At 65.9% G+C, this 17,562-nt stretch carries 19 protein-coding genes; 9 read left to right on the plus strand and 10 right to left on the minus strand.

Annotated features, from left to right (window positions below):
- Nucleotides 1-31: 31 nt before the first annotated feature.
- On the minus strand, nucleotides 32-511 hold the full coding sequence (locus A3E1_RS0102120) for a hypothetical protein (RefSeq protein WP_020519100.1): 480 nt from the start codon (nucleotides 509-511) through the stop codon (nucleotides 32-34).
- Nucleotides 512-597: 86 nt separating this feature from the next.
- Here A3E1_RS0102120 and A3E1_RS0102125 point away from each other — a divergent pair, with 86 nt between their 5' ends.
- Genes A3E1_RS0102125 through A3E1_RS0102135 form a run of 3 tightly spaced genes read left to right on the plus strand, consistent with a single transcriptional unit; the run spans nucleotide 598 to nucleotide 3,885 of the window.
- Nucleotides 598-1,437, plus strand: a complete 840-nt coding sequence (locus A3E1_RS0102125) for an exodeoxyribonuclease III (protein ID WP_026208000.1) — start codon at nucleotides 598-600, stop codon at nucleotides 1,435-1,437.
- Between the two features lie 2 nt (nucleotides 1,438-1,439).
- On the plus strand, nucleotides 1,440-2,261 hold the full coding sequence (locus A3E1_RS0102130) for a DUF72 domain-containing protein (RefSeq protein ID WP_026208001.1): 822 nt from the start codon (nucleotides 1,440-1,442) through the stop codon (nucleotides 2,259-2,261).
- Between the two features lie 34 nt (nucleotides 2,262-2,295).
- On the plus strand, nucleotides 2,296-3,885 hold the full coding sequence (locus A3E1_RS0102135; protein ID WP_020519103.1) for a phospholipase D family protein: 1,590 nt from the start codon (nucleotides 2,296-2,298) through the stop codon (nucleotides 3,883-3,885).
- Here A3E1_RS0102135 and A3E1_RS38465 read toward each other — a convergent pair.
- Entirely contained in the window at nucleotides 3,822-4,439 is a 618-nt protein-coding gene (locus A3E1_RS38465; protein WP_157631259.1) for a DUF998 domain-containing protein, read from the minus strand. The genes A3E1_RS0102135 and A3E1_RS38465 overlap by 64 nt on opposite strands.
- 24 nt (nucleotides 4,440-4,463) lie before the next feature.
- Between A3E1_RS38465 and A3E1_RS0102145 the strand changes: the two genes are divergently transcribed.
- Nucleotides 4,464-5,285 (plus strand): phosphotransferase family protein, encoded by an 822-nt coding sequence (locus A3E1_RS0102145; protein ID WP_020519105.1) that lies wholly within the window; start codon nucleotides 4,464-4,466, stop codon nucleotides 5,283-5,285.
- Here A3E1_RS0102145 and A3E1_RS0102150 read toward each other — a convergent pair.
- Together A3E1_RS0102150 and mddA are read right to left on the minus strand one after the other, a co-directional pair.
- Nucleotides 5,268-7,394: an alpha/beta hydrolase gene (locus A3E1_RS0102150; protein WP_020519106.1), complete on the minus strand. Its 2,127-nt coding sequence runs from the start codon at nucleotides 7,392-7,394 to the stop codon at nucleotides 5,268-5,270. The genes A3E1_RS0102145 and A3E1_RS0102150 overlap by 18 nt on opposite strands.
- An 8-nt stretch (nucleotides 7,395-7,402) precedes the next feature.
- Entirely contained in the window at nucleotides 7,403-8,122 is a 720-nt protein-coding gene (gene mddA / locus A3E1_RS0102155) for a methanethiol S-methyltransferase (RefSeq protein ID WP_020519107.1), read from the minus strand.
- A gap of 92 nt (nucleotides 8,123-8,214) precedes the next feature.
- Between mddA and A3E1_RS0102160 the strand changes: the two genes are divergently transcribed.
- Complete coding sequence (locus A3E1_RS0102160) at nucleotides 8,215-8,853, plus strand: TetR/AcrR family transcriptional regulator (RefSeq protein ID WP_020519108.1); 639 nt, start codon at nucleotides 8,215-8,217, stop codon at nucleotides 8,851-8,853.
- Here A3E1_RS0102160 and A3E1_RS0102165 read toward each other — a convergent pair.
- The gene (locus A3E1_RS0102165) at nucleotides 8,798-9,388 is read right to left on the minus strand and encodes an NADPH-dependent FMN reductase (RefSeq protein ID WP_020519109.1); all 591 of its coding nucleotides are present in this window, start codon (nucleotides 9,386-9,388) and stop codon (nucleotides 8,798-8,800) included. The genes A3E1_RS0102160 and A3E1_RS0102165 overlap by 56 nt on opposite strands.
- Before the next feature lie 66 nt (nucleotides 9,389-9,454).
- On the opposite strand from A3E1_RS0102165, the gene A3E1_RS0102170 reads away from it, so the two are divergent.
- Together A3E1_RS0102170 and A3E1_RS0102175 are read left to right on the plus strand one after the other, a co-directional pair.
- Nucleotides 9,455-10,006 carry a winged helix-turn-helix domain-containing protein gene (locus A3E1_RS0102170; protein ID WP_020519110.1) on the plus strand — a complete coding sequence of 184 codons (552 nt, stop codon included), beginning with the start codon at nucleotides 9,455-9,457 and terminating at the stop codon, nucleotides 10,004-10,006.
- Nucleotides 10,003-11,250, plus strand: coding sequence for an MFS transporter (locus A3E1_RS0102175; RefSeq protein ID WP_020519111.1), 1,248 nt, complete (start codon nucleotides 10,003-10,005; stop codon nucleotides 11,248-11,250). Before A3E1_RS0102170 ends, A3E1_RS0102175 begins: the two co-directional genes overlap by 4 nt.
- 9 nt (nucleotides 11,251-11,259) lie before the next feature.
- Here A3E1_RS0102175 and A3E1_RS38470 read toward each other — a convergent pair whose 3' ends face one another.
- The gene (locus tag A3E1_RS38470; protein ID WP_020519112.1) at nucleotides 11,260-11,889 is read right to left on the minus strand and encodes an N-acetylmuramoyl-L-alanine amidase; all 630 of its coding nucleotides are present in this window, start codon (nucleotides 11,887-11,889) and stop codon (nucleotides 11,260-11,262) included.
- A 112-nt stretch (nucleotides 11,890-12,001) separates the two neighbouring features.
- On the opposite strand from A3E1_RS38470, the gene A3E1_RS0102185 reads away from it, so the two are divergent.
- Both A3E1_RS0102185 and A3E1_RS0102190 read left to right on the plus strand, forming a co-directional pair.
- A complete protein-coding gene (locus tag A3E1_RS0102185; protein WP_020519113.1) occupies nucleotides 12,002-12,520 on the plus strand; it encodes a pyridoxamine 5'-phosphate oxidase family protein in 519 nt (172 codons plus the stop codon).
- A gap of 28 nt (nucleotides 12,521-12,548) precedes the next feature.
- On the plus strand, nucleotides 12,549-13,502 hold the full coding sequence (locus A3E1_RS0102190; RefSeq protein ID WP_020519114.1) for a hypothetical protein: 954 nt from the start codon (nucleotides 12,549-12,551) through the stop codon (nucleotides 13,500-13,502).
- Here A3E1_RS0102190 and A3E1_RS0102195 read toward each other — a convergent pair.
- Genes A3E1_RS0102195 through A3E1_RS0102210 form a run of 4 tightly spaced genes read right to left on the minus strand, consistent with a single transcriptional unit; the run spans nucleotide 13,483 to nucleotide 17,509 of the window.
- Nucleotides 13,483-14,634 (minus strand): hypothetical protein, encoded by a 1,152-nt coding sequence (locus A3E1_RS0102195; RefSeq protein ID WP_020519115.1) that lies wholly within the window; start codon nucleotides 14,632-14,634, stop codon nucleotides 13,483-13,485. The genes A3E1_RS0102190 and A3E1_RS0102195 overlap by 20 nt on opposite strands.
- Nucleotides 14,635-14,652: 18 nt before the next feature.
- Complete coding sequence (locus A3E1_RS38475) at nucleotides 14,653-15,492, minus strand: Gmad2 immunoglobulin-like domain-containing protein (protein ID WP_020519116.1); 840 nt, start codon at nucleotides 15,490-15,492, stop codon at nucleotides 14,653-14,655.
- 45 nt (nucleotides 15,493-15,537) lie between these two features.
- A complete protein-coding gene (locus tag A3E1_RS0102205) occupies nucleotides 15,538-16,827 on the minus strand; it encodes a sensor histidine kinase (RefSeq protein WP_020519117.1) in 1,290 nt (429 codons plus the stop codon).
- A 1-nt stretch (nucleotide 16,828) separates the two neighbouring features.
- Nucleotides 16,829-17,509: a response regulator transcription factor gene (locus A3E1_RS0102210; protein ID WP_026208003.1), complete on the minus strand. Its 681-nt coding sequence runs from the start codon at nucleotides 17,507-17,509 to the stop codon at nucleotides 16,829-16,831.
- Nucleotides 17,510-17,562: the final 53 nt, after the last annotated feature.

Here is a 17,562-nt window from a genome sequence, read left to right on the forward strand (position 1 = left end):
CCAGATCCGCCCAAAGTACGACCGTTTTGTCCTAGCGGTAGCTCCAGCTCTCCTCTTCGTCGGGCACGAGCGGGTGCCAGTTGCGGTCTTCGGCCTCGGCTTCCGGTCCACGCCACCGCGAAGCGCTAAAGATCGAGATCACGAGCATGGCGCCGGCGAAGGCCAGCAATCCACTCGTGAGCGGGGTGGCGAGATTGACCGGATAGCCCTGGATTTCCCATTCCGTGGTGAAGAGGTCTACCGCCTGCACGTGCTTGAGATACATAAATGTGGATGCCATGAGGTAGATGGTGCCGGTGAACATCGCACCCGTCGGTGAGGTTCGCAGCGTGGCGATCAGCCCGCCGAGCAGGCCAGCTCCAGCGAGCACGCAGCCGCCGACAAGCAACTGGCCCGGCATGCTGCTCTGGCTGGGAAGCGCCTTCTCGGTCGCACCCTGGCCCACGGCGACGAGAAGCCAGACAAGAGGGGTTACGACAATTCCGGTGAGGAGACTCCATGTGTGCCGCATGCCGGTGCACCCTACCCGCACACGTCCGTTCGGACTAGTCGAGGCGCCGATCGGCCGATGCCCAGCAGGCCGGTATCGTGGCGTGAGTGCGGGTGACGACGTGGAATGTGAACTCCGTCAAGCAAAGGCTGCCCCGGTTGCTGCCGTGGCTCGATGAGCGCCAGCCCGACGTGCTGTGCCTGCAGGAGACCAAACTGACCGACGACGCTTTCGACGCGTTGCTCGGCGCGGAACTGTCACAACGTGGTTATGAAGTGGCCACTCACGGTGAAGCCCAGTGGAACGGGGTCGCGATCCTTTCCCGCGTCGGGCTCGACGATATTGTGCGCGGCATCCCCAACGGGCCCGGGTTCCCGCATCCGGAGGCCCGGGCGGTCTCGGCCACGTGTGGCGGCGTTCGCGTGCACTCGGTGTATGTCCCGAATGGACGGACGCCCGACTCCGATCACTATCACTACAAGCTCGCGTGGCTGACCGCGTTGCGGGACATGGTGGCCGCCGGACCGGACGCCGCGATCGTTTGCGGGGACGTGAATATCGCTCCCGCTGACGCGGACGTGTTTGATCCCAGCGCTTTCCTCGGCAGTACGCATGTCACGCCGCTGGAACGGGCCGCACTCGCCGAGCTGCAAGCCATTGGGCTGCATGACGTCGTGCGCGATCGCTGGCCGGACAAGCGCGTGTTTACCTACTGGGACTACCGGGCAGGCATGTTCCACAAGGACCTGGGCATGCGCATCGACCTCATTCTCGCCTCCGGCCCGGTGGCCAGCCGGGTGCGGGCGGCCTGGGTAGACCGGCACGCGCGCAAGGGAACCGGCCCCAGCGATCATGCTCCCGTCATCGTCGATCTGGACGAGGCGCCCGACGGTGACATTGGGCCGGTCGTGCCGCCGCCTTCCGCGCCCGCCAAGCGGGGCCGGTGACGATGCGGCTGCACGTCGGGTGTGCGATGTGGACGCTCAAGCCGTGGTTCAACGCGAAGCTGCCTTCCGCGCAACGGCTGCGTTCCTATGCCAGCTGGTGCAACGCGGTTGAGGGCAACACGACCTTTTACGCCACGCCCACGCGCGAGACGGTCGCGTCGTGGGCGAGCCAGACCAGTCCCGATTTCCGGTTCGTCATCAAGTTGCCCAAGACGATCACGCACGAGAGCCGCCTGACCGGCGACCCCCGGGCGTTTCTCGACGCCATCGAACCGCTCGGCTCCCGGCTGCATCTGCTGTGGCTGCAACTGCCGGGATCGTTCGGGCCAGCCGATGTCCCTGTGCTGGAACGGTTCCTGCGCCGGCTGCCGTCGTCGCACCGCTACGCCGTCGAGGTGCGCCACCGCGCCTTCTTCGAAGACCCCGAACCTTTAGAGGGGGTACTAAGTGAGCTGTCCACCGAGTGGATCCCCTTTGACACCAACACTTTCTTCCAGCAGCCGCCGACGAGTGACGCTGAACGCGACGCTTGGTCGAAGAAACCGCGCATGCCGCGGCGCACTGTCGCGCTGACGGACCGCCCGGTGGTGCGTTACCTCGGCAGGGACGATCCGATACAGACAGTCGCGGGTTGGCAGCCGTGGATCGGGATCGTCGAGCGGTGGCTGCGCGAAGGGCGCTCGCCGACAGTGTTCCTCCACACACCCGACAATGCTGACGCGCCCGAGTTGGCCCGCCGCTTCCATGACGAGGTCCGGGTCCGGGTGCCTGAGCTGGACCCGCTGCCGGAGCCGGAGCCGGCCGGGCCGCTGACGCTGTTCTAGTTTCGTCCCCCGGCGTCACGGGTATTCCTTTGGCATGGCGATGGTGTCGGACTGGTTCCTCAAACCGGCCGAGCGTGGCAATTCGGCTACCCGCATTGATTCCGGCAAACCTGACGGCACCGCATGGACCGCGGGCAACATCGTCATTCCGCTGATCGACGGGCACAGTTACTTCGCGCGGCTACGCGAAGTGCTGGCCGGGACTCGCCGCGGCGATGTCGTCATGTTCACCGACTGGCGCGGCGACGCCGATGAGAAGCTGGCCGGCCCAGGCACCGAAGTGTCAGCCATCCTTGGCGCGGCGGCGGAACGCGGCGTCATCATCAAGGGCCTGATCTGGCGGTCCTATGACGACAGACTGGCCTTTAGCGCTGCAGCCAATCGGGGGCTAACCGACGCGATTCAGGCCGCAGGCGGCGATTGCCTGCTGGACATGCGCGTCAAAGTCGGCGGCTCACACCATCAGAAGCTGTTCGTCGTCAGGCATGCCGGGCGCCCTGAACTCGACGTCGCGTTCGTCGGCGGGATCGATCTGTGCCACGGCCGCAATGACGGCAATGTCCACGACGGCGATCCGCAGCCCGTGCTGATGGCGCCGCAGTATGGGCCGCGCCCACCCTGGCACGACGTGCAGGCCGAGATCCGTGGTCCCGCCGTGGCCGATGTCGAAACCGTGTTCCGGGAACGGTGGAACGACCCGGCTGAGCTGTCGCGCCATCCTGCCCGGCGGCTGCGCGATCTCGTCGACCGCCGCAAAAGCAAGGCCAGCAAGCTTCCCCGCCGCATGGCGGACCCGCCAGCGGCGGCGGCACCGTCGGCGGTGGACACCGGAGCGGTCACCCAGCACGTGCAGATTCTGCGCACCTACCCACGGCTGCGGGGAACGCCCTACCCCTTCGCGCCGCGCGGGGAGCGCAGCATCGCCCGCGGCTACCTCAAGGCACTCAAGCAGGCCCGGCGGCTCATCTACGTCGAGGACCAGTATCTGTGGTCGAGCGAAGTTATCGGCCCGTTCGCCGAAGCACTGCGCTCCAACCCGGACCTGCACATGATCGCGATCGTGCCGATGTACCCCGACTCACCGAGCCGTTCGGTGGCCGACGCTCAGGCACACGGCAGGCATGCCGCGCTCAACGTGCTGTGGGAGGCCGGCGGGGACCGGGTCGCCACCTACGGGGTCGAAAACGCTTGCGGCACACCGATCTACGTGCACGCGAAGGTGTGCGTCATCGATGACACGTGGGCGACCGTGGGCTCGGACAACTTCAACCTGCGTTCATGGACCTACGACAGTGAACTCACTTGTGCCGTCTATGACCAGACCAGCGGCGACGGCTTCCCACGGCAGTTGCGCCTGGCGCTTAGCCAGGAACACTTGGGACTAACCGAGCCGGAGGGACTGGAAGATCCCGCGATCGCGTTCGCGGCTTTCGCGCGGTGTGCCAAGGAACTTCAGGCCTGGCACGACAGCGGCGGCATCGGTGAACGCCCGGCGGGACAGCTGCGTCCTTACGAACAGCCGGATCTGCCGAGATGGCGGCGCCCCCTGGCGCGGGCGCTCTACCGTGCGGTCTGCGACCCGGATGGCCGGCCGACACGGATGCGCCTGGCTGGCCGTTTCTGAGCCACGCTCACGGCGATAATCCATAGCAGACAGACGGTCAGGCCCAGGCGTTCCAAGGTGCCCGTGACGACATCGCGGCCGGTGGCGAGAATCGAGATAGCGGTGCCGAGCAGTAACGGCCAGCTGATGGCCAGCGCCACGACCGACAAACGCCTGGTCCCGCCAGCCGACTGCCAGGCCAGCGCGAGCATCGCGAGCGCGCACGCACCGACGCCCGCCGTGCTGCCCGCCGCGTGAACGAGATCGCTAACCGTGGACTCCTCGTGAGGCGGCAGCGGACAGCCCTGCGTGCACGGAACCGCTGCCGATAACGCGATCGCGGGCGCGGCGACCACGAGCGCCAGGGCGGCCAGTGGGGCCGCCTTGCGGTAAGCCCAGGCGAGCAGGCCAGCCGAGGCGGCGATGGACAGCACGCTAAGCGTGTAGAGCGTGGCGCGGCCCGTGCCAGGGACACCGCCTTCGCTCACATAACTTTCGAAACCGAGTGGCCAGACCGACAACACGAGCCCGAGAACGGCGAAACAGCCAAGGAACAGGGCCGCGAGGGGGATCACGCGTCCAAGGGTAGCCTTGCCGACGTGGAGGTCCAGCAGCTGCTCGGCAAACACCTGCCCGGCTATGCCATCGAGACCGTGAGTCTGCTGGGCGAAGGCTGGGACAACGTCGCCTATGAAGTCAACGGTGAACTGATCGTCCGCTTCAGCAAGGATGACGATCCGGTGCGGGCGGTTTCGCGGGAAGCGGCGGTGCTTTCCGTGGTGCGGCAATGGTCGACGCTGGCGGTGCCGCACCTTCTGTTTTCTGATCCGGGGGCGGGCGCACTCGCGTACCCCAAGCTAAAGGGTTTGCCCTTGAATGAATGTCAAGGGATCGACGCCCACGCGGTGGGCCGGGTGCTGGCTGAGTTCCATCGCGGGCTTCACGGCGCTCCGCTAGCCGATATCGCCGGCACCGATGACGAACCGTTCCAGGATCACCTGGCCGAAGCGGCAGCAGACTATGCGCTAGTCGCCGAGCTGGTGCCGCAACGGTTTCGCCCTGCCATCGCGCGTTTTCTCGACGCGGATCCGCCGCCACGGGGCAAGGAATTAGTGTTCTGCCACAACGACTTGGGTGCCGAACACATCCTCGCCAGCGACGCGGGCGAACCGCAGGCGGTCATTGACTGGACCGACGCGGCGATGGCCGATCCAGCCCGCGACCCCGGTCTCCTCTTGCGCGACCTCGGCCCGGAGGTGTTTGAGGCCATGAATCCTGGCGACTGGGCGCCGCGTTCGTGGTTCTACGCGCGCTGCTCGGTGCTCGGTGACATCGCCTATGGCGTGCGCGAACGCCAGCCCCACTATCGCGATGAGGGGCTGGCGTCGCTGGTGCACCTGTTTTCAGAGCAGGCCGGCTAGCAGATCGGCGGCGCGGGAAGCACCGTCTGTCTCCACGGGACGGTATTTTGTCTCGCGCCCGATCTCGGTCGCGATCGCTTCGGCCAGGCTGTCCGGGTTGAGGTCTTCGTAGTCGAGCCGCCTGCCCGCGCCATAGCGGCTCAGGCGGTGCGGCACGTGGAAGTTCTGCTCGAAGTGGTGCCGCAGCGGGATGTAGAGGAACGGCCGCTGGGCGGCGGTCAGCTCCATGCACGTCGTGAGTCCACCTTGGACGATCGCCAAATCGCTTGCCGCCAAGTGCTTATAGAGATCCGGGACGAACGCACGTACTTCGAGCCCCGGGCGTTGCCCAATGGCTGATGGGTCGAGTCGTGGCCCGGTGACGACAATCATGCGCAGATCGCTGACGCGTTTGGCCGCTTCGCCGTAAGCCTCCACGACACGGCGCAGCAAGTGGCCGCCGACTCCGGAGCCGCCAACCGTTACCACGCATACCTTATCGTCTGGATCAAAGCCAAGTTCCGCACGCAGTGCCTCCCGGTCGGCGACCGTGCGGGGGTCAAATCCGGTGACATAACCCGCGAAGTCATAGTGCGCACGGGTCCAGTCGGGGATGAGCGGCAGCCCTGGCCCAAACCGGTGCGGCACGACATCGTCCGGGTTGCCAACGAAAATTGCCTTGTCCCGCAGGCGGGGATAGCGTGCGATGTGCTCGATCATTTCGGCGTTGTAGTCGGCGGTGACGAGTTCTTCGCGCTGGCCTCCGCTGGGCATCGGCAGATTGCCCACGAAATCGGTGAGCCACGCGTAGGCGAACCGTTTGAGTTCCGGGTTCTCGTGCAGGAAGTGGTCGACGTCCCACGCCTCGTCGCCGATGACGAGGTCATAGGGCTCTTCACTGACCACGTCTTGGAACACCATGAAGTTCGCGACGAGGATCTCGTCCATGCGGCGTATGGCTTCGAAGGCATGCAGGTCATGCTCGCCGGCCTCGCGTTCGATGTGCGCTGACTCGTTGGCGAGCCAGTGGCTAGCGGGATGCAAGCGTTCCCCGGCGTCTTCGAGCACCCGTGTCACCGGATGCTGGGCCAGCCAGTCGATCTGAACGCCGGGATGGCGCTCGCGAAGCGCCGCCGCGATCGCGACGTCGCGCCGCGCGTGCCCGAGGCCGATCGGTGAGGATAGGTAGAGCACGCGCTTAGGCCGGTTGCTCCAGCGTTGCCACGTCTGCGTTTTCGCCGCTGTGGGCGTGAGCCGCCGCGCGAAGTCGTGGATCAGCAGATTGACTTTCACCGGATCGCGGGCCAGCGGGATATGGCCCGCTCCTTGCATCACCACGAGTTCCCCGCCGGTCAGTTCCGCGAGGATCTCGCTGCGGCGCACCGGGCTAACCCGGTCCTCGTCACCGTGGATCAGCAGCACGGGAGTCGTTAAGCGAGCACACCAATCGGTGACCTCCGCGGTGCTGGGCCAGCGGGCATGACTTTTCGTCGCGAGCACGCTGCCGCTGGTCTCGAGCCCCCACGCGACGCCGTCTTCGATCTGCTTGGTCGAGTGCGGTTCGGAAAAGCATTGGCCCATAAAGAACCAGAGGAAGTCTTCGTAGCTTTCCCGCCAGTACTCCCGGTTGTATTTGGCCCAGTGCTCGGCTGGGTCTGTCTTGACAAGAGGGACCTGAGATGGCGCGACCTGGGGCAGTGGCCCATCGACTCTCGCCGTGCTGGCTTCCCTGGCCGGATGCGGCGCGGGAATGGCGACCGTCGGTCCAATTAGGACAGTGCCGAGCACCCGGTCAGCGTGATTGGCCGCCAGGTCGAGCGCCCAGCTCGCCGCCATGGACAGCGCCACCAGCACGGCGCTTTCCGTTCCGGTGGCCTCAAGCACCTTGAGCGCGTAGGCGACCTGTGCTTCCTGCGCGTAGGCCCCGGCGTCATCTGGGCGGTCAGAGCGGCCGTTGCCCGGCCCGTCATAGGTGACGACCCGGTGATGGCGGGACAGATACGGAATCTGTCCCTTCCAGAACCGCTTGTGGATGACAGTCCAGGTGGGCATGAGCAAGAGCGCCGGGCCGCCCTCGCCGTGGACTTCGTAGTGGATTTTGACGTTGTCGTGCTCTATGAAGCCCTGCATTTGACGTCCTACTTAGGCAGGGGAACGAATCGCGGGACTTCCTCAAGGTACCGCTCATAGGGCTCGCCGAGCTGCTTACGCAGATCATGCTCCTCGAAGCGGACCGCCACCAGGATGTAGGCCGAGGCCACGGCGGCGAACAGCAGCCGCCCCACGCTCATGTCGGGCGCGGCCCAGAAGGCGATGAGGAAGCCGGTCATGATCGGGTGACGCACGAGCCGGTAGAGGAACGGCTGGCGGAAACCGGGCTCGGTATAGGTTTTGCGGGCTAGGACCTGGCGCAGGCCGAAGAGGTCGAAGTGTCCAATGAGGAAGGTGCTCAGCACGAGCACGATCCAGCCCAGGGCGTAGACCGTCCACAGCACGGTGCGCAGCCACCCGGCCGAGACGGACCAGACCGTTTCCGGCAGCGGCCGCCAAAGCCAGAGCAGCAGGGCGACGCTGGCGCTCGCGGCCAGTACATAGGTGCTGCGCTCGATCGCCTCGGGCACGATCCGGGTCCACCAGCGTTTGAACCACGGGCGGGCCATCACGCTGTGCTGCACCGCGAAAAGGCTAAGCAGCGCGAGGTTAATGAGCACGGCGGTCCAGGCTGGGCCATGCGTGCCGTCGTCGATGCCTTTGGGGACAGCGACACCGGCGAGAAAGCCGATGGTGTAGGTGAAGACCGCGAGAAACGCGACGTAGGCGATCACGCCGTATCCGGCTGTCAGGATGCGCCGAGTCATGCTGCTTTCCCTCCCTGAAGGGTGTTCGGTCGATCGACCGAATTTCGGGTAAGCTAGCATTCGGTCGATCGACCGAGCAAGGGGGAGACTGAATGGCGACAGCCAAGACGCCGGGCAAAATCATGGAGTCGGCACGTGACTGCTTGCTGGCCGACGGATACGCCAACCTCTCGACACGCAAGGTCGCCGACCGGGCCGGGGTGCCGCTAAGCCAGATCCATTACCACTTCGGCGGTAAGCAGGGCATGGTGCTGGCGCTTTTGGACTATGAGAACCAGCGCCTCGTCAGCCGTCAGCGCCAGATGTATGCCGCGTCGGCTCCGTTGTGGAAGCGATATGAGCAGGCGTGCGATTTCCTCGACGATGACCTCGCCTCGGGTTACGTTCGCGTGCTTCAGGAAATGATCGCCGCCGGCTGGTCTGACAGTGCCGTGGCGCGTCAAGTGCTCGCGATGCTGCAGGGCTGGATGGACCTGCTTGAGGAGGTCGCCGGTGAAGCGGAGAAACGCTTCGGCTCGTTAGGTCCTTTCACTGCCGCCGAATTGGCCGCCCTCATCGGCATCTCGTTCCTCGGCGGTGAGGCGATGATTCTGCTCGGTGACGAAAGCTGGGCCGGGCGCGTGCATGCCTCCCTGCGCCGCGTCGCCGAGCTGATCCGGGTGCTGGAGGAAGGGGTCACCCCGCCTGGGCCGGTTGAGCCTCCCGTGGCAGGACCGTCAGCACCCGCATGATGTGATCGCGGAACTCCCCTAGGAAGGTCTCGAGGAACTTCTTGGTGGACGGTTCCGTCACCTCACCGTTTCCCGGAAACAGCTGCGGCGTGAACTTGATGTAGGCCTCTGGTGCGGTCATCTGGCGCGCGTTGCAGAAGCTCAGCACCGCGCGAAGGCTCTGCTGCGCGACAGCGGTGCCGATTTCGCCGATCGAGGCTCCGATAACGGCGGCCGGGATGTGGTCGAACGAGTTCTGGCTCCAGGGCCGCGATGCCCAGTCGATCGCGTTCTTCAGCGCGCCCGGGATGGACCGGTTGTACTCGGGCGTGATGAACAAAAGCGCCTGGGACCGCCGGATCGCGTCCTTGAGTTCGTTGGCCTCCGGCGGGTAGTTCCCGTCGTAATCCGGGCTGTAGAGCGGCAGGTTGCCAATCGGGATCTCGGTGAACTCGAGCTCTTCGGGAGCCAGCTTGAGCAAGACCTTCGACAGCTCCCGGTTGATGGACTTGGAAGACAGGCTACCGACGAAGTAGCCAACTTTGTACGTGGACATAACGTCAGGATCGCACGGTAGCAAGGCGGTTGCCGCGTAATCGGCAGGGCGGCTAAGCTCCCCAACATGTCTTTGGGGGTTGCGGACGAGCAGGCCCGCGCGCAGTTGCGCGCGCTCGCCCATCCGATCCGGCTGCGCATGCTGTCGTTGCTCACCGCGTCGGCGCTGACCGCCGCCGAGATCGCGCGCGAGCTTGAGCTCACCCACGCCAACGCCAGCTATCACCTGCGCCAGCTGCATGCCGCTCAGGTGATCGATATCGTCGGCGAGGAGCGGATCCACGGCGGCATCGCCAAGCGCTACCGGCACCATTCCAGCGCGGGCGGCGACCGTCCAAAGACGACACCGGCCGACCGCAGGCCAACGCGCGAACACCTTTTGGTGTACGCCGCGATGGCCGCCGAACTGCAACGCCGGGCCGCCACCATGCGGCGCGGCCCGCACAACCACCTCACCGACGCCGAGCTGTGGATCGACCCTTCCGCGTGGGCCAGCATCCGCGACCAGATCGAAGCCGCGTCAGACGAGCTGCACCGCCTCGCCGTGCCCCCGCGCACGAGCGGCAGCATCCGCGTCAACGCGACGATCGCCCTCTTCGAAATGAGAAGTGACCAGTGAACGCCTTCGCCCCCTTGCGCTACAGCGCTTTCCGGTTCCTGGCCATGGGCCGCTTCATCACCATGCTGGGCAACTCGGTGGCGCCGATCGCTCTGGCGTTCGCCGTGCTGGACCTGACCGGATCGGCCAGCGACCTGGGCCTGGTCGTTGGCGCCCGCTCACTGATGAACGTGCTGTTCCTGCTCGTTGGGGGAGTCGTCGCCGACCGGCTGCCGCGGCATCTCGTCATGGTTGTCTCCTGCGTCCTGGCAGCGGTCAGCCAAGGAGCGGTCGCCGCGCTCGTCCTCACCGATACGGCAACGATCCCGTTGCTGATCGCCCTGGCGAGCGTGAACGGCATAGTGTCCGCGTTCGCCTTCCCGGCGGCGGCAGCCCTTGTCCCGCAGACGATTCCGGCCGAGCTGCTTCAGCCGGGCAACGCGATCAACCGGCTGGGCATCAACGCGGCGATGATCCTCGGGGCTTCCGTGGGCGGCATCCTCGTCGCTGTCGTTGGCCCGGGCTGGGGCCTGGCCGTCGACGCCGCGACGTTTGCCTTGGCCGCCATCGCTTTCTCGCTCGTGCGAGTGCGTTCGGTCGTCGCCGTGAAGGCACAGCGGCCGCATCCGTGGCGCGAGCTGAAGGAAGGCTGGCACGAGTTCACCTCACGCACCTGGCTCTGGGTGGTGGTGCTTGGCTTCATGCTGCTCAACGGGGTGCACGCGGCCGCGATCGGGGTGCTGGGCCCGGTCATCGCCGACGAGACCATCGGCCGCCGTGCCTGGGGACTCGTGCTCGCGGCTCAAACCGTGGGCATGGTGCTGGGAGCCATTGTGGCGCTTAAACTCCGGGTCAACCGCCTGCTGCGGCTCGGCGTCATCTGCATGCTCGGTGAGGCGCCGCTGATGTTCTTGCTGGCCGAAGCGCCACGGGTGGTCTTGCTCATGCCGGCCGCCCTGATCGCGGGCATCGTCGTCGAACAATTCGGCGTGGCGTGGGAGTCGAGCATGCAGCGTTACATTCCCGCTGACAAGCTCGCCCGCGTTTACTCCTATGACGCCCTGGGTTCGTTCTTGGCCATCCCGTTAGGACAGACGCTCGCTGGGCCCGCTGTCGAGGCCTGGGGCACGAGCACGGCTCTATTAGGCGCCTCGGTGCTGACCGTTGTGGCGGTCGTTTTCATGCTCCTGAGCCGTGACGTGCGCACGCTTCCGGCGTCTCCGCCGCAGGCACCCGCCGCACAGCTGGCGACGGCGGATGCCTGACGTCATGGGCTAGATGCCAAGGAAAAGGGCGATCCCGTTGGCGTGGCCACGCGCGGTCGCGGTGATGAAGTCGGCTCGCTTGAGCAGGTTAGCGTCGGCGACCCGGTCAACGAACAGGTTCTCGGTGAGCACGGCAGGCATCGCCGTCTCGCGCAGGACATGGAAGTTGGCTGTCTTCTGGCCACGGTCGGTGACCGCGGCGATCGTCCGCATGCCCGATAGCACCCGGCTGTGCACGTTGCTGTGCAAGCGCTGCGTGGTCGCGCCGGTGCCTGGGTAACGGTAGCTTTCAAAGCCGGTGCCACCACCGGCGTTGATGTGGATGCTCACGAAAATCGTGGCGCCCCAAGCGTTCGCGTCATCGGTGCGCCAGGTGAGGCTGCGCGTGATGTCCGACGTGCGTGACATGCGGACGGCGACATTGCCCCGGGCAAGCAGGAAGTCGCGGGTCTGCAGGGCGATGGCGAGGGTCAGGTGCTTTTCGGTCAGCCCATTGGCACTGGCACCCGGATCGGTGCCGCCGTGACCTGGGTCGATGTAAACCTTGGGAACCGCGGCGAAGGCCGGGCTAGCGGCGAAGGGTGCCGCGGCGACTCCAGCCGCGGCGGCCAGCAGGGTGCGACGCTGAATGAAGGTCATGCGCGACCATAACGTATATACATACGTCGCTGAAATAAAGTTTCGCCTGTGCCCGAAGCATTCATCGCCGATTCGGCGTCTGTTCGCCCGGCGCGGGGGTATGACTTAGAGCATGACTGAGCCGATCTCGACACAAAATCTTGATCAGTACGGGTCTGCTGAGCTGCCGTGGTCGCGTCCACGTGACCTGCTGGCCAGCGAGACTCCGGAGTCCGACCTGACGTTCTTCATCGCGACCGTGCGCTCCGATGGACGCCCGCATTCGGCCGGCGTTGGTGCGGTGTGGGTCGATGACACGCTGTACTTCGTGAGTGGGCCCGACACTTTGAAGTCCCGCAATCTCGCGAAGAATCCGGCCTGCAACGCCTCCGTTCGCCTGCCTGGCATCGATCTCGTGCTCGAAGGCGAAGCGCAAAGGGTCACTGACGCGTCCACTTTGGAGCGTCTCGCCGGGGTATACCGTGGCGGCGGCTGGCCCGCGACGGTTGAGGGTGACGCGCTGACAGCGCCGTTCACCGCGCCCAGCGCCGGGCCCCCACCGTGGTACCTCTACCGCTTTGACCTGCACACGGCGGTCGGCGTGGCCTCGGCTGAGCCGCACGGCGCCACGCGCTGGGACTTCGCCCATTAAGCAGGCACGCAGGCGCCATACTGAGCGGGTGTCTGACTACGCGGCCGCGCTACGTGAGCTGATCGGGCTCATCGGTGAGGTGCCCACGGCGACGTCGAGGTTCGGCATTCGTGACGACCTCGGCAAGACGATGGACACCCTCAAGGTGATCTCGAGCCCGGCGGGCGGTTACCTGGCCGTTTATCACGTCGGCACCGGTCACGGCTACGAGGTCCACCTGGCGACGTCAGCGGATTTGCTGAACTGGACGCATCAGGCCCTGCTCGATGAACCGGCGTCACAGCCGACGATCGCGGTCACCCCAGACGGCGGTTTTCTCGTCGTGGTCGAGGCCGGCGGCGATGGCCGTCCGGCCTGGCTGCGCTTTCTCTACTACCCCAACGTGGCGCGGCTGCTGTCCGGCGACGCGGTGAAGGTGTTCGACGCCCCGCACACCATCACTCATCGCGAGATGGCCGAGGGAACACCGAACGTCTATCAGGTGACGTTCGCCCCGGATATCGAGCACTCGACGGTCATCACCGGGTTTCATTACCTGCGCGCCACCCGTTTCCTGCGCCGCGGCGACGTTGACCGGCAGGCACAGGGGTTGCTCGTCAACTTCCAGCACTGGACCACGCGGCGCGAACGCCACCTTGACGCCGCTCTCGCGCGCTGGAACGTCAAGGGCAACATCGGCGGGCGCGATGAGTTCAGGTGGCGCGGACGGCAGTACACCCTGATTGAAGGGCAATTGGGAAAGCACCGCTGGGAATCATGGCGGATCTTCCTGTATGACCCGGCGGTCGATAAGGCCTATCCGGTTGCTATCAAGACTCCCGGTGGCAGTGCCGCGTTCGCCAATCCCACGGTCACCATGCTGACCGCTCCCTCGGGCGCACCGGCCCTCCTTGTCACGCTTTACCTTTTCGACGCTGGTGCCGCGTCAGGCGAAGAAGGGCCGCTGCTTTACTACCACGAGCTCACTGACTCAGGTCGCTGACGCGCAGTTGCCGCGTGAGCAGAGCCCCAAAGCGCTCCGGCTGACCGTCCACAAACGACCGGCAAAGTTCACGCCCCACCGGATAGACCGGAACGTAGGTGCGCGAGGACGGCTCGGTGGCGAAGCGGACCGCGTGGCCTGACTGCTCGGCGTTCAGCAATCCCCATCGCTCCAGATAGGACTGCACCTCGGCTTCGGAAGCACCGTGCTCGTTGAGCATGAGCGCCGCGTTCACCATGCCCCAGTGGCAATCCAGCCGAGCCTGCTCGATCGCGAACGCGAAGGAGAGATCGAGCTTGAGCCCTGCCCGGTGCAGGATGGCAGCGAAGGCGTCCGCGCCCTCACCCTGAAGCACGAGTTCCGGTGCGAGTTCGCCGATGCCTTCGGAGATAAGCGATTGCGGCGTCGGCGCGAGCACGATCGCCTCCTCGATCAGGCCCTGACCGCGTACCAGCAGATGCTCTTTCAGGCAACGTTCGGCCTGATGCCCGGGATAGGTTTCGTGGATGGCGAGGTGGAGCAGCTCAAAGCTAGATGTGGCAAGGCTTTCGTTGATGACGACCCGGCCCCGCAGGTCGCCAAGGTAGTAGTTGTAGCCCATCCACGGCTCATCGCTGACCATCTCGAGGGCATATCCTTCGCCGGCGGGCAGTTCAGCGAACGCTCGTGTTTGGGCACGGGCTTCTTCGATGACCGCCGCGATCGTGGGCGCGATTTGCCCGGTGGGGACCAAAGTGCTCTCACGCCAGCTTTGGTACCGGTCGAGCAACGGCCCTGAGCCAGGCAGCAGTTCCTCTAACCGGGCATGTGCCGTGGCGAAGACAGCCTCATCGGTGTGGACCGGCCGGATGCCATAACAGCCGTGCACCTCATCGGCGAAGGAAAGCGACTCACCGGCCAGCACACGGGCAAACGTGTGCAGCCCGGCGACCTGATCGCGCAGCCAGCTGTCAGCCAGGTCGCCTAGCAGCGCCTCCGCGTCGGCGACCAGCCGCGCCGGCGCGGCAAGTGGCTCAGCCTCGACCGCTGCCGCGAGCTCGGGTGGGCCGAAGTAGGCGTCGACCACGCCGTCGTCATGGCGGCCCAGCCGCAGTCCCAGCTGCACGTAGCGTTCGGCGGCGCTCAAAGTCATCCAGGGAGTCTAAGACCTTTAACAGGCCCCAAACACGACAGGGATGGCGACCGTGTGCACGCGGGTGCCGTCTTCGGAGGAAACCTCGAACACCTCCACGGTTCCGGGCTGCTCCCCGCAGAGCTGATAAGGAACATTCAGTGAGTACTCGCCGCGGCAACCCGAGCCGCAGGTGGCCGTCGTGAATCGTTGCGCGATCTCCTTGCCATTGCGGTCAAGGATCCGGACCGTCACCGTGGATTCGTGCACGTTGGCGGTGCCGCTGATGGTGACCGGGCTTCGCACCAGTTGCCCGATGACGGGTGTCATGACGACGATGACCGGGAGTAAGTCGGCGTAGTCGGCCCGCCCCACGGGCGCGGCCACCGGCTGGCCAGCGGACTGGAAACCCACCTTGGACACGGTTGGAAACTGCGTCAGCGTGTAGACGACCTGTGCCTGGCGCATGCGCGCGACTTCCCGTCCACCGGAGTAGAAGTTCTCCTCAAAGCTGACCGTCGCCACGCCATTGGTGATGCCGGCGATGGCGAAGGTGAAGTGGCTGAACATGCTGGTGCTCACACCGGCTGAATGCTCCACTGTGGATGGTCCGGCCATGAGTTCGGTTAACGCGAGCTTTGACGTCTCGAGCGTCGAAGGGCGGGTCCGCTTGGTGGGGAACACTTTTCCGGCCCGGGTGAACCACACCTCGATGGTGATGCTGTTGGTGGCGACGGCATCCGGGCTTGGGGCCGCTGAGGACACCGAGGGCCGTGGGCTCGCGCTTGGCGCCGGGCCGAGCGAACCGCCGTCGCCTGGTGTGCACGCGGCGACAGCGCTGAGCGTCACCAGTGCCGTGAGCAAACTAAGACTCTTCATGGTGTCACCGTCCCCCTCCTGAGCCACCGTGGTTTCACTGCCGGGTTACCGCTTCGTAACAGGCAGCGTGAAGGTGAACTCGCTGCCGGCGCCGGGTTCACTGGACACGTGCAGTTCCCCGCCGAGGAGCCGGGCGTTTTCGTGAGCGATCGCGAGCCCGAGTCCACTGCCCGGACCGCCCCGCGCACGGTCGGCCTTGTAGAAGCGCTCGAACAGGTGTGGCAGGTGCTCTGGCGCTATGCCCGGCCCGCGGTCAGTCACCTTAATGCTAGACACGGAAACGAAGACGCGGACTTCCCGCCGGCCGTGCTCGACCGCGTTGGCGATCAAGTTGGCCACGAGGCGTTCCAGTCGGCGCGGGTCCAGGTCCACAGGTGCCGGATCGCCCGTGACTTCGGCCTCCCAGCCGCGGCTGAGCACGATCGCGTTGACGAACGACAGCAGCTCCAGCCGTTGCGGCGTAACGGTCTCGCGGCCACCGTCCAAACGCGAGATCTCCATCAGCTCATCGACGAGGTGACGCAGGCGCACCACATCGGCGACCAGAAGCTGGGCCGGGCGGTGTGCCTCGGCTGGTATGGCGTCCAGATGCTCGCGTAACAGGGAGGCCGCGGCGACCAAGGCGGTGACTGGCGTACGCAGTTCGTGCGCGACGTCGGCGGTGAACTGGCGTTCGCGGGCGATCTTGGCCTCCAGGGCTTCGGCCATCCGGTTGAAGGACTCGGCCCACGTCCCGAATTCGTCGCGCCCCTGCACGGGTAGGCGAGTAGCGAGCAGTCCTTCGGCGACCGCCAGCGCCGCATTGCTAGCCCTGCCAACGGGTTCGAGGGTCCGCCGGGCGAGCGAGCGGCCGATGAGGGCGGCAAGGATGACGATAAGAATCCAGCCACCCGCTAACGCGTTACGCAGCTGAGCCAGATCCTGGTGGATGCGGGCTTCTTCGTAGATGACGTAAAGCTGAATCGTGGCACCGGGAATCTGCCCGCCCACGATCAGGCGGTGATCGGCGGTCCGCTCGTAGGCGATCTGACCCTGGGCGGCCACCGCACTCGTCTGCGGGCGCACCAATCCGCTCTCCGGCGCGGCGAGAAAGACTTGCCGGCCGCTGTTGCGGAAGCTTTCCAGCAGGGCTTCGCGATTGTCCAGCGGCAGGAACTGTTGCGCGAGCACCAGTTGATAGTGCACGTCGGCGGACGCTCGCGACAGTGAGTCGTCGAAGCGTGCTCGTTGCACGAGCAGGTAGGAGCCGATCGCCAAGGCGGCGGTCGAGACACCGGCCACCAGCACGAAGGCGATGGTCAGCCGCCGGCGCAGACGGCCGGGCAGGACGGCCATGTCACCGTGCTGCCAGTTTGTAACCGGCGCCGCGCACTGTCCTAACCAGACGCGGGTTGGCGGGATCGTCCTCAATCTTGGCCCGCAGGCGCTGCACCGCGACGTCGACCAGGCGGGAGTCGCCCACCTGTGGGTAGTTCCAAACGCGCTCCAGCAGCACCTCGCGCGTGAACACCTGACCGGGCCGGCGGGCCAGCTCCAGCAGCAACCGAAACTCCGTCGCCGTGAGCGTCAGCTCAGTCTCGCCTTTGTGGACGGAGAAACGCCCCGGATCGATGGTCAGGTCACCGGCTTGGACGCTCTGTTGCTCCACCGGCGCCGTCGCTCGCCTGAGCAGGGCCCGCACGCGTGCGACCAGTTCGGGCACCTCGAAGGGCTTCTTGACGTAATCGTCGGCGCCGGACTCCAGCCCGACCACGACATCGATCGTGTCCGTGCGGGCGGTCAGCATGAGGATCGGTGTCTGGCTGGTTTTGCGGATCTCACGGCACACCTCGAAGCCATCGAGCCCGGGGAGCATGACATCGAGGATGATCAGGTCGAACTCGTGCGCACGCCACTGAGCCAGTGCTTCGCGCCCGTCGACCGCTGTCGTGGTGCGTAAACCAGCGCGCGACAAGCCGAGGGCGGTCACCTCCCGGATAGAGGCGTCGTCCTCGACGATCAGCACTCGTCCCTCCATAGCAGGGCCAGCGTGACACAACGGTTACCCGGCTGTGAAGCGGCGGTTAGGAC

It is taken from the genome of Catelliglobosispora koreensis DSM 44566 (assembly GCF_000379685.1).
GTDB lineage: Bacteria > Actinomycetota > Actinomycetes > Mycobacteriales > Micromonosporaceae > Catelliglobosispora > Catelliglobosispora koreensis.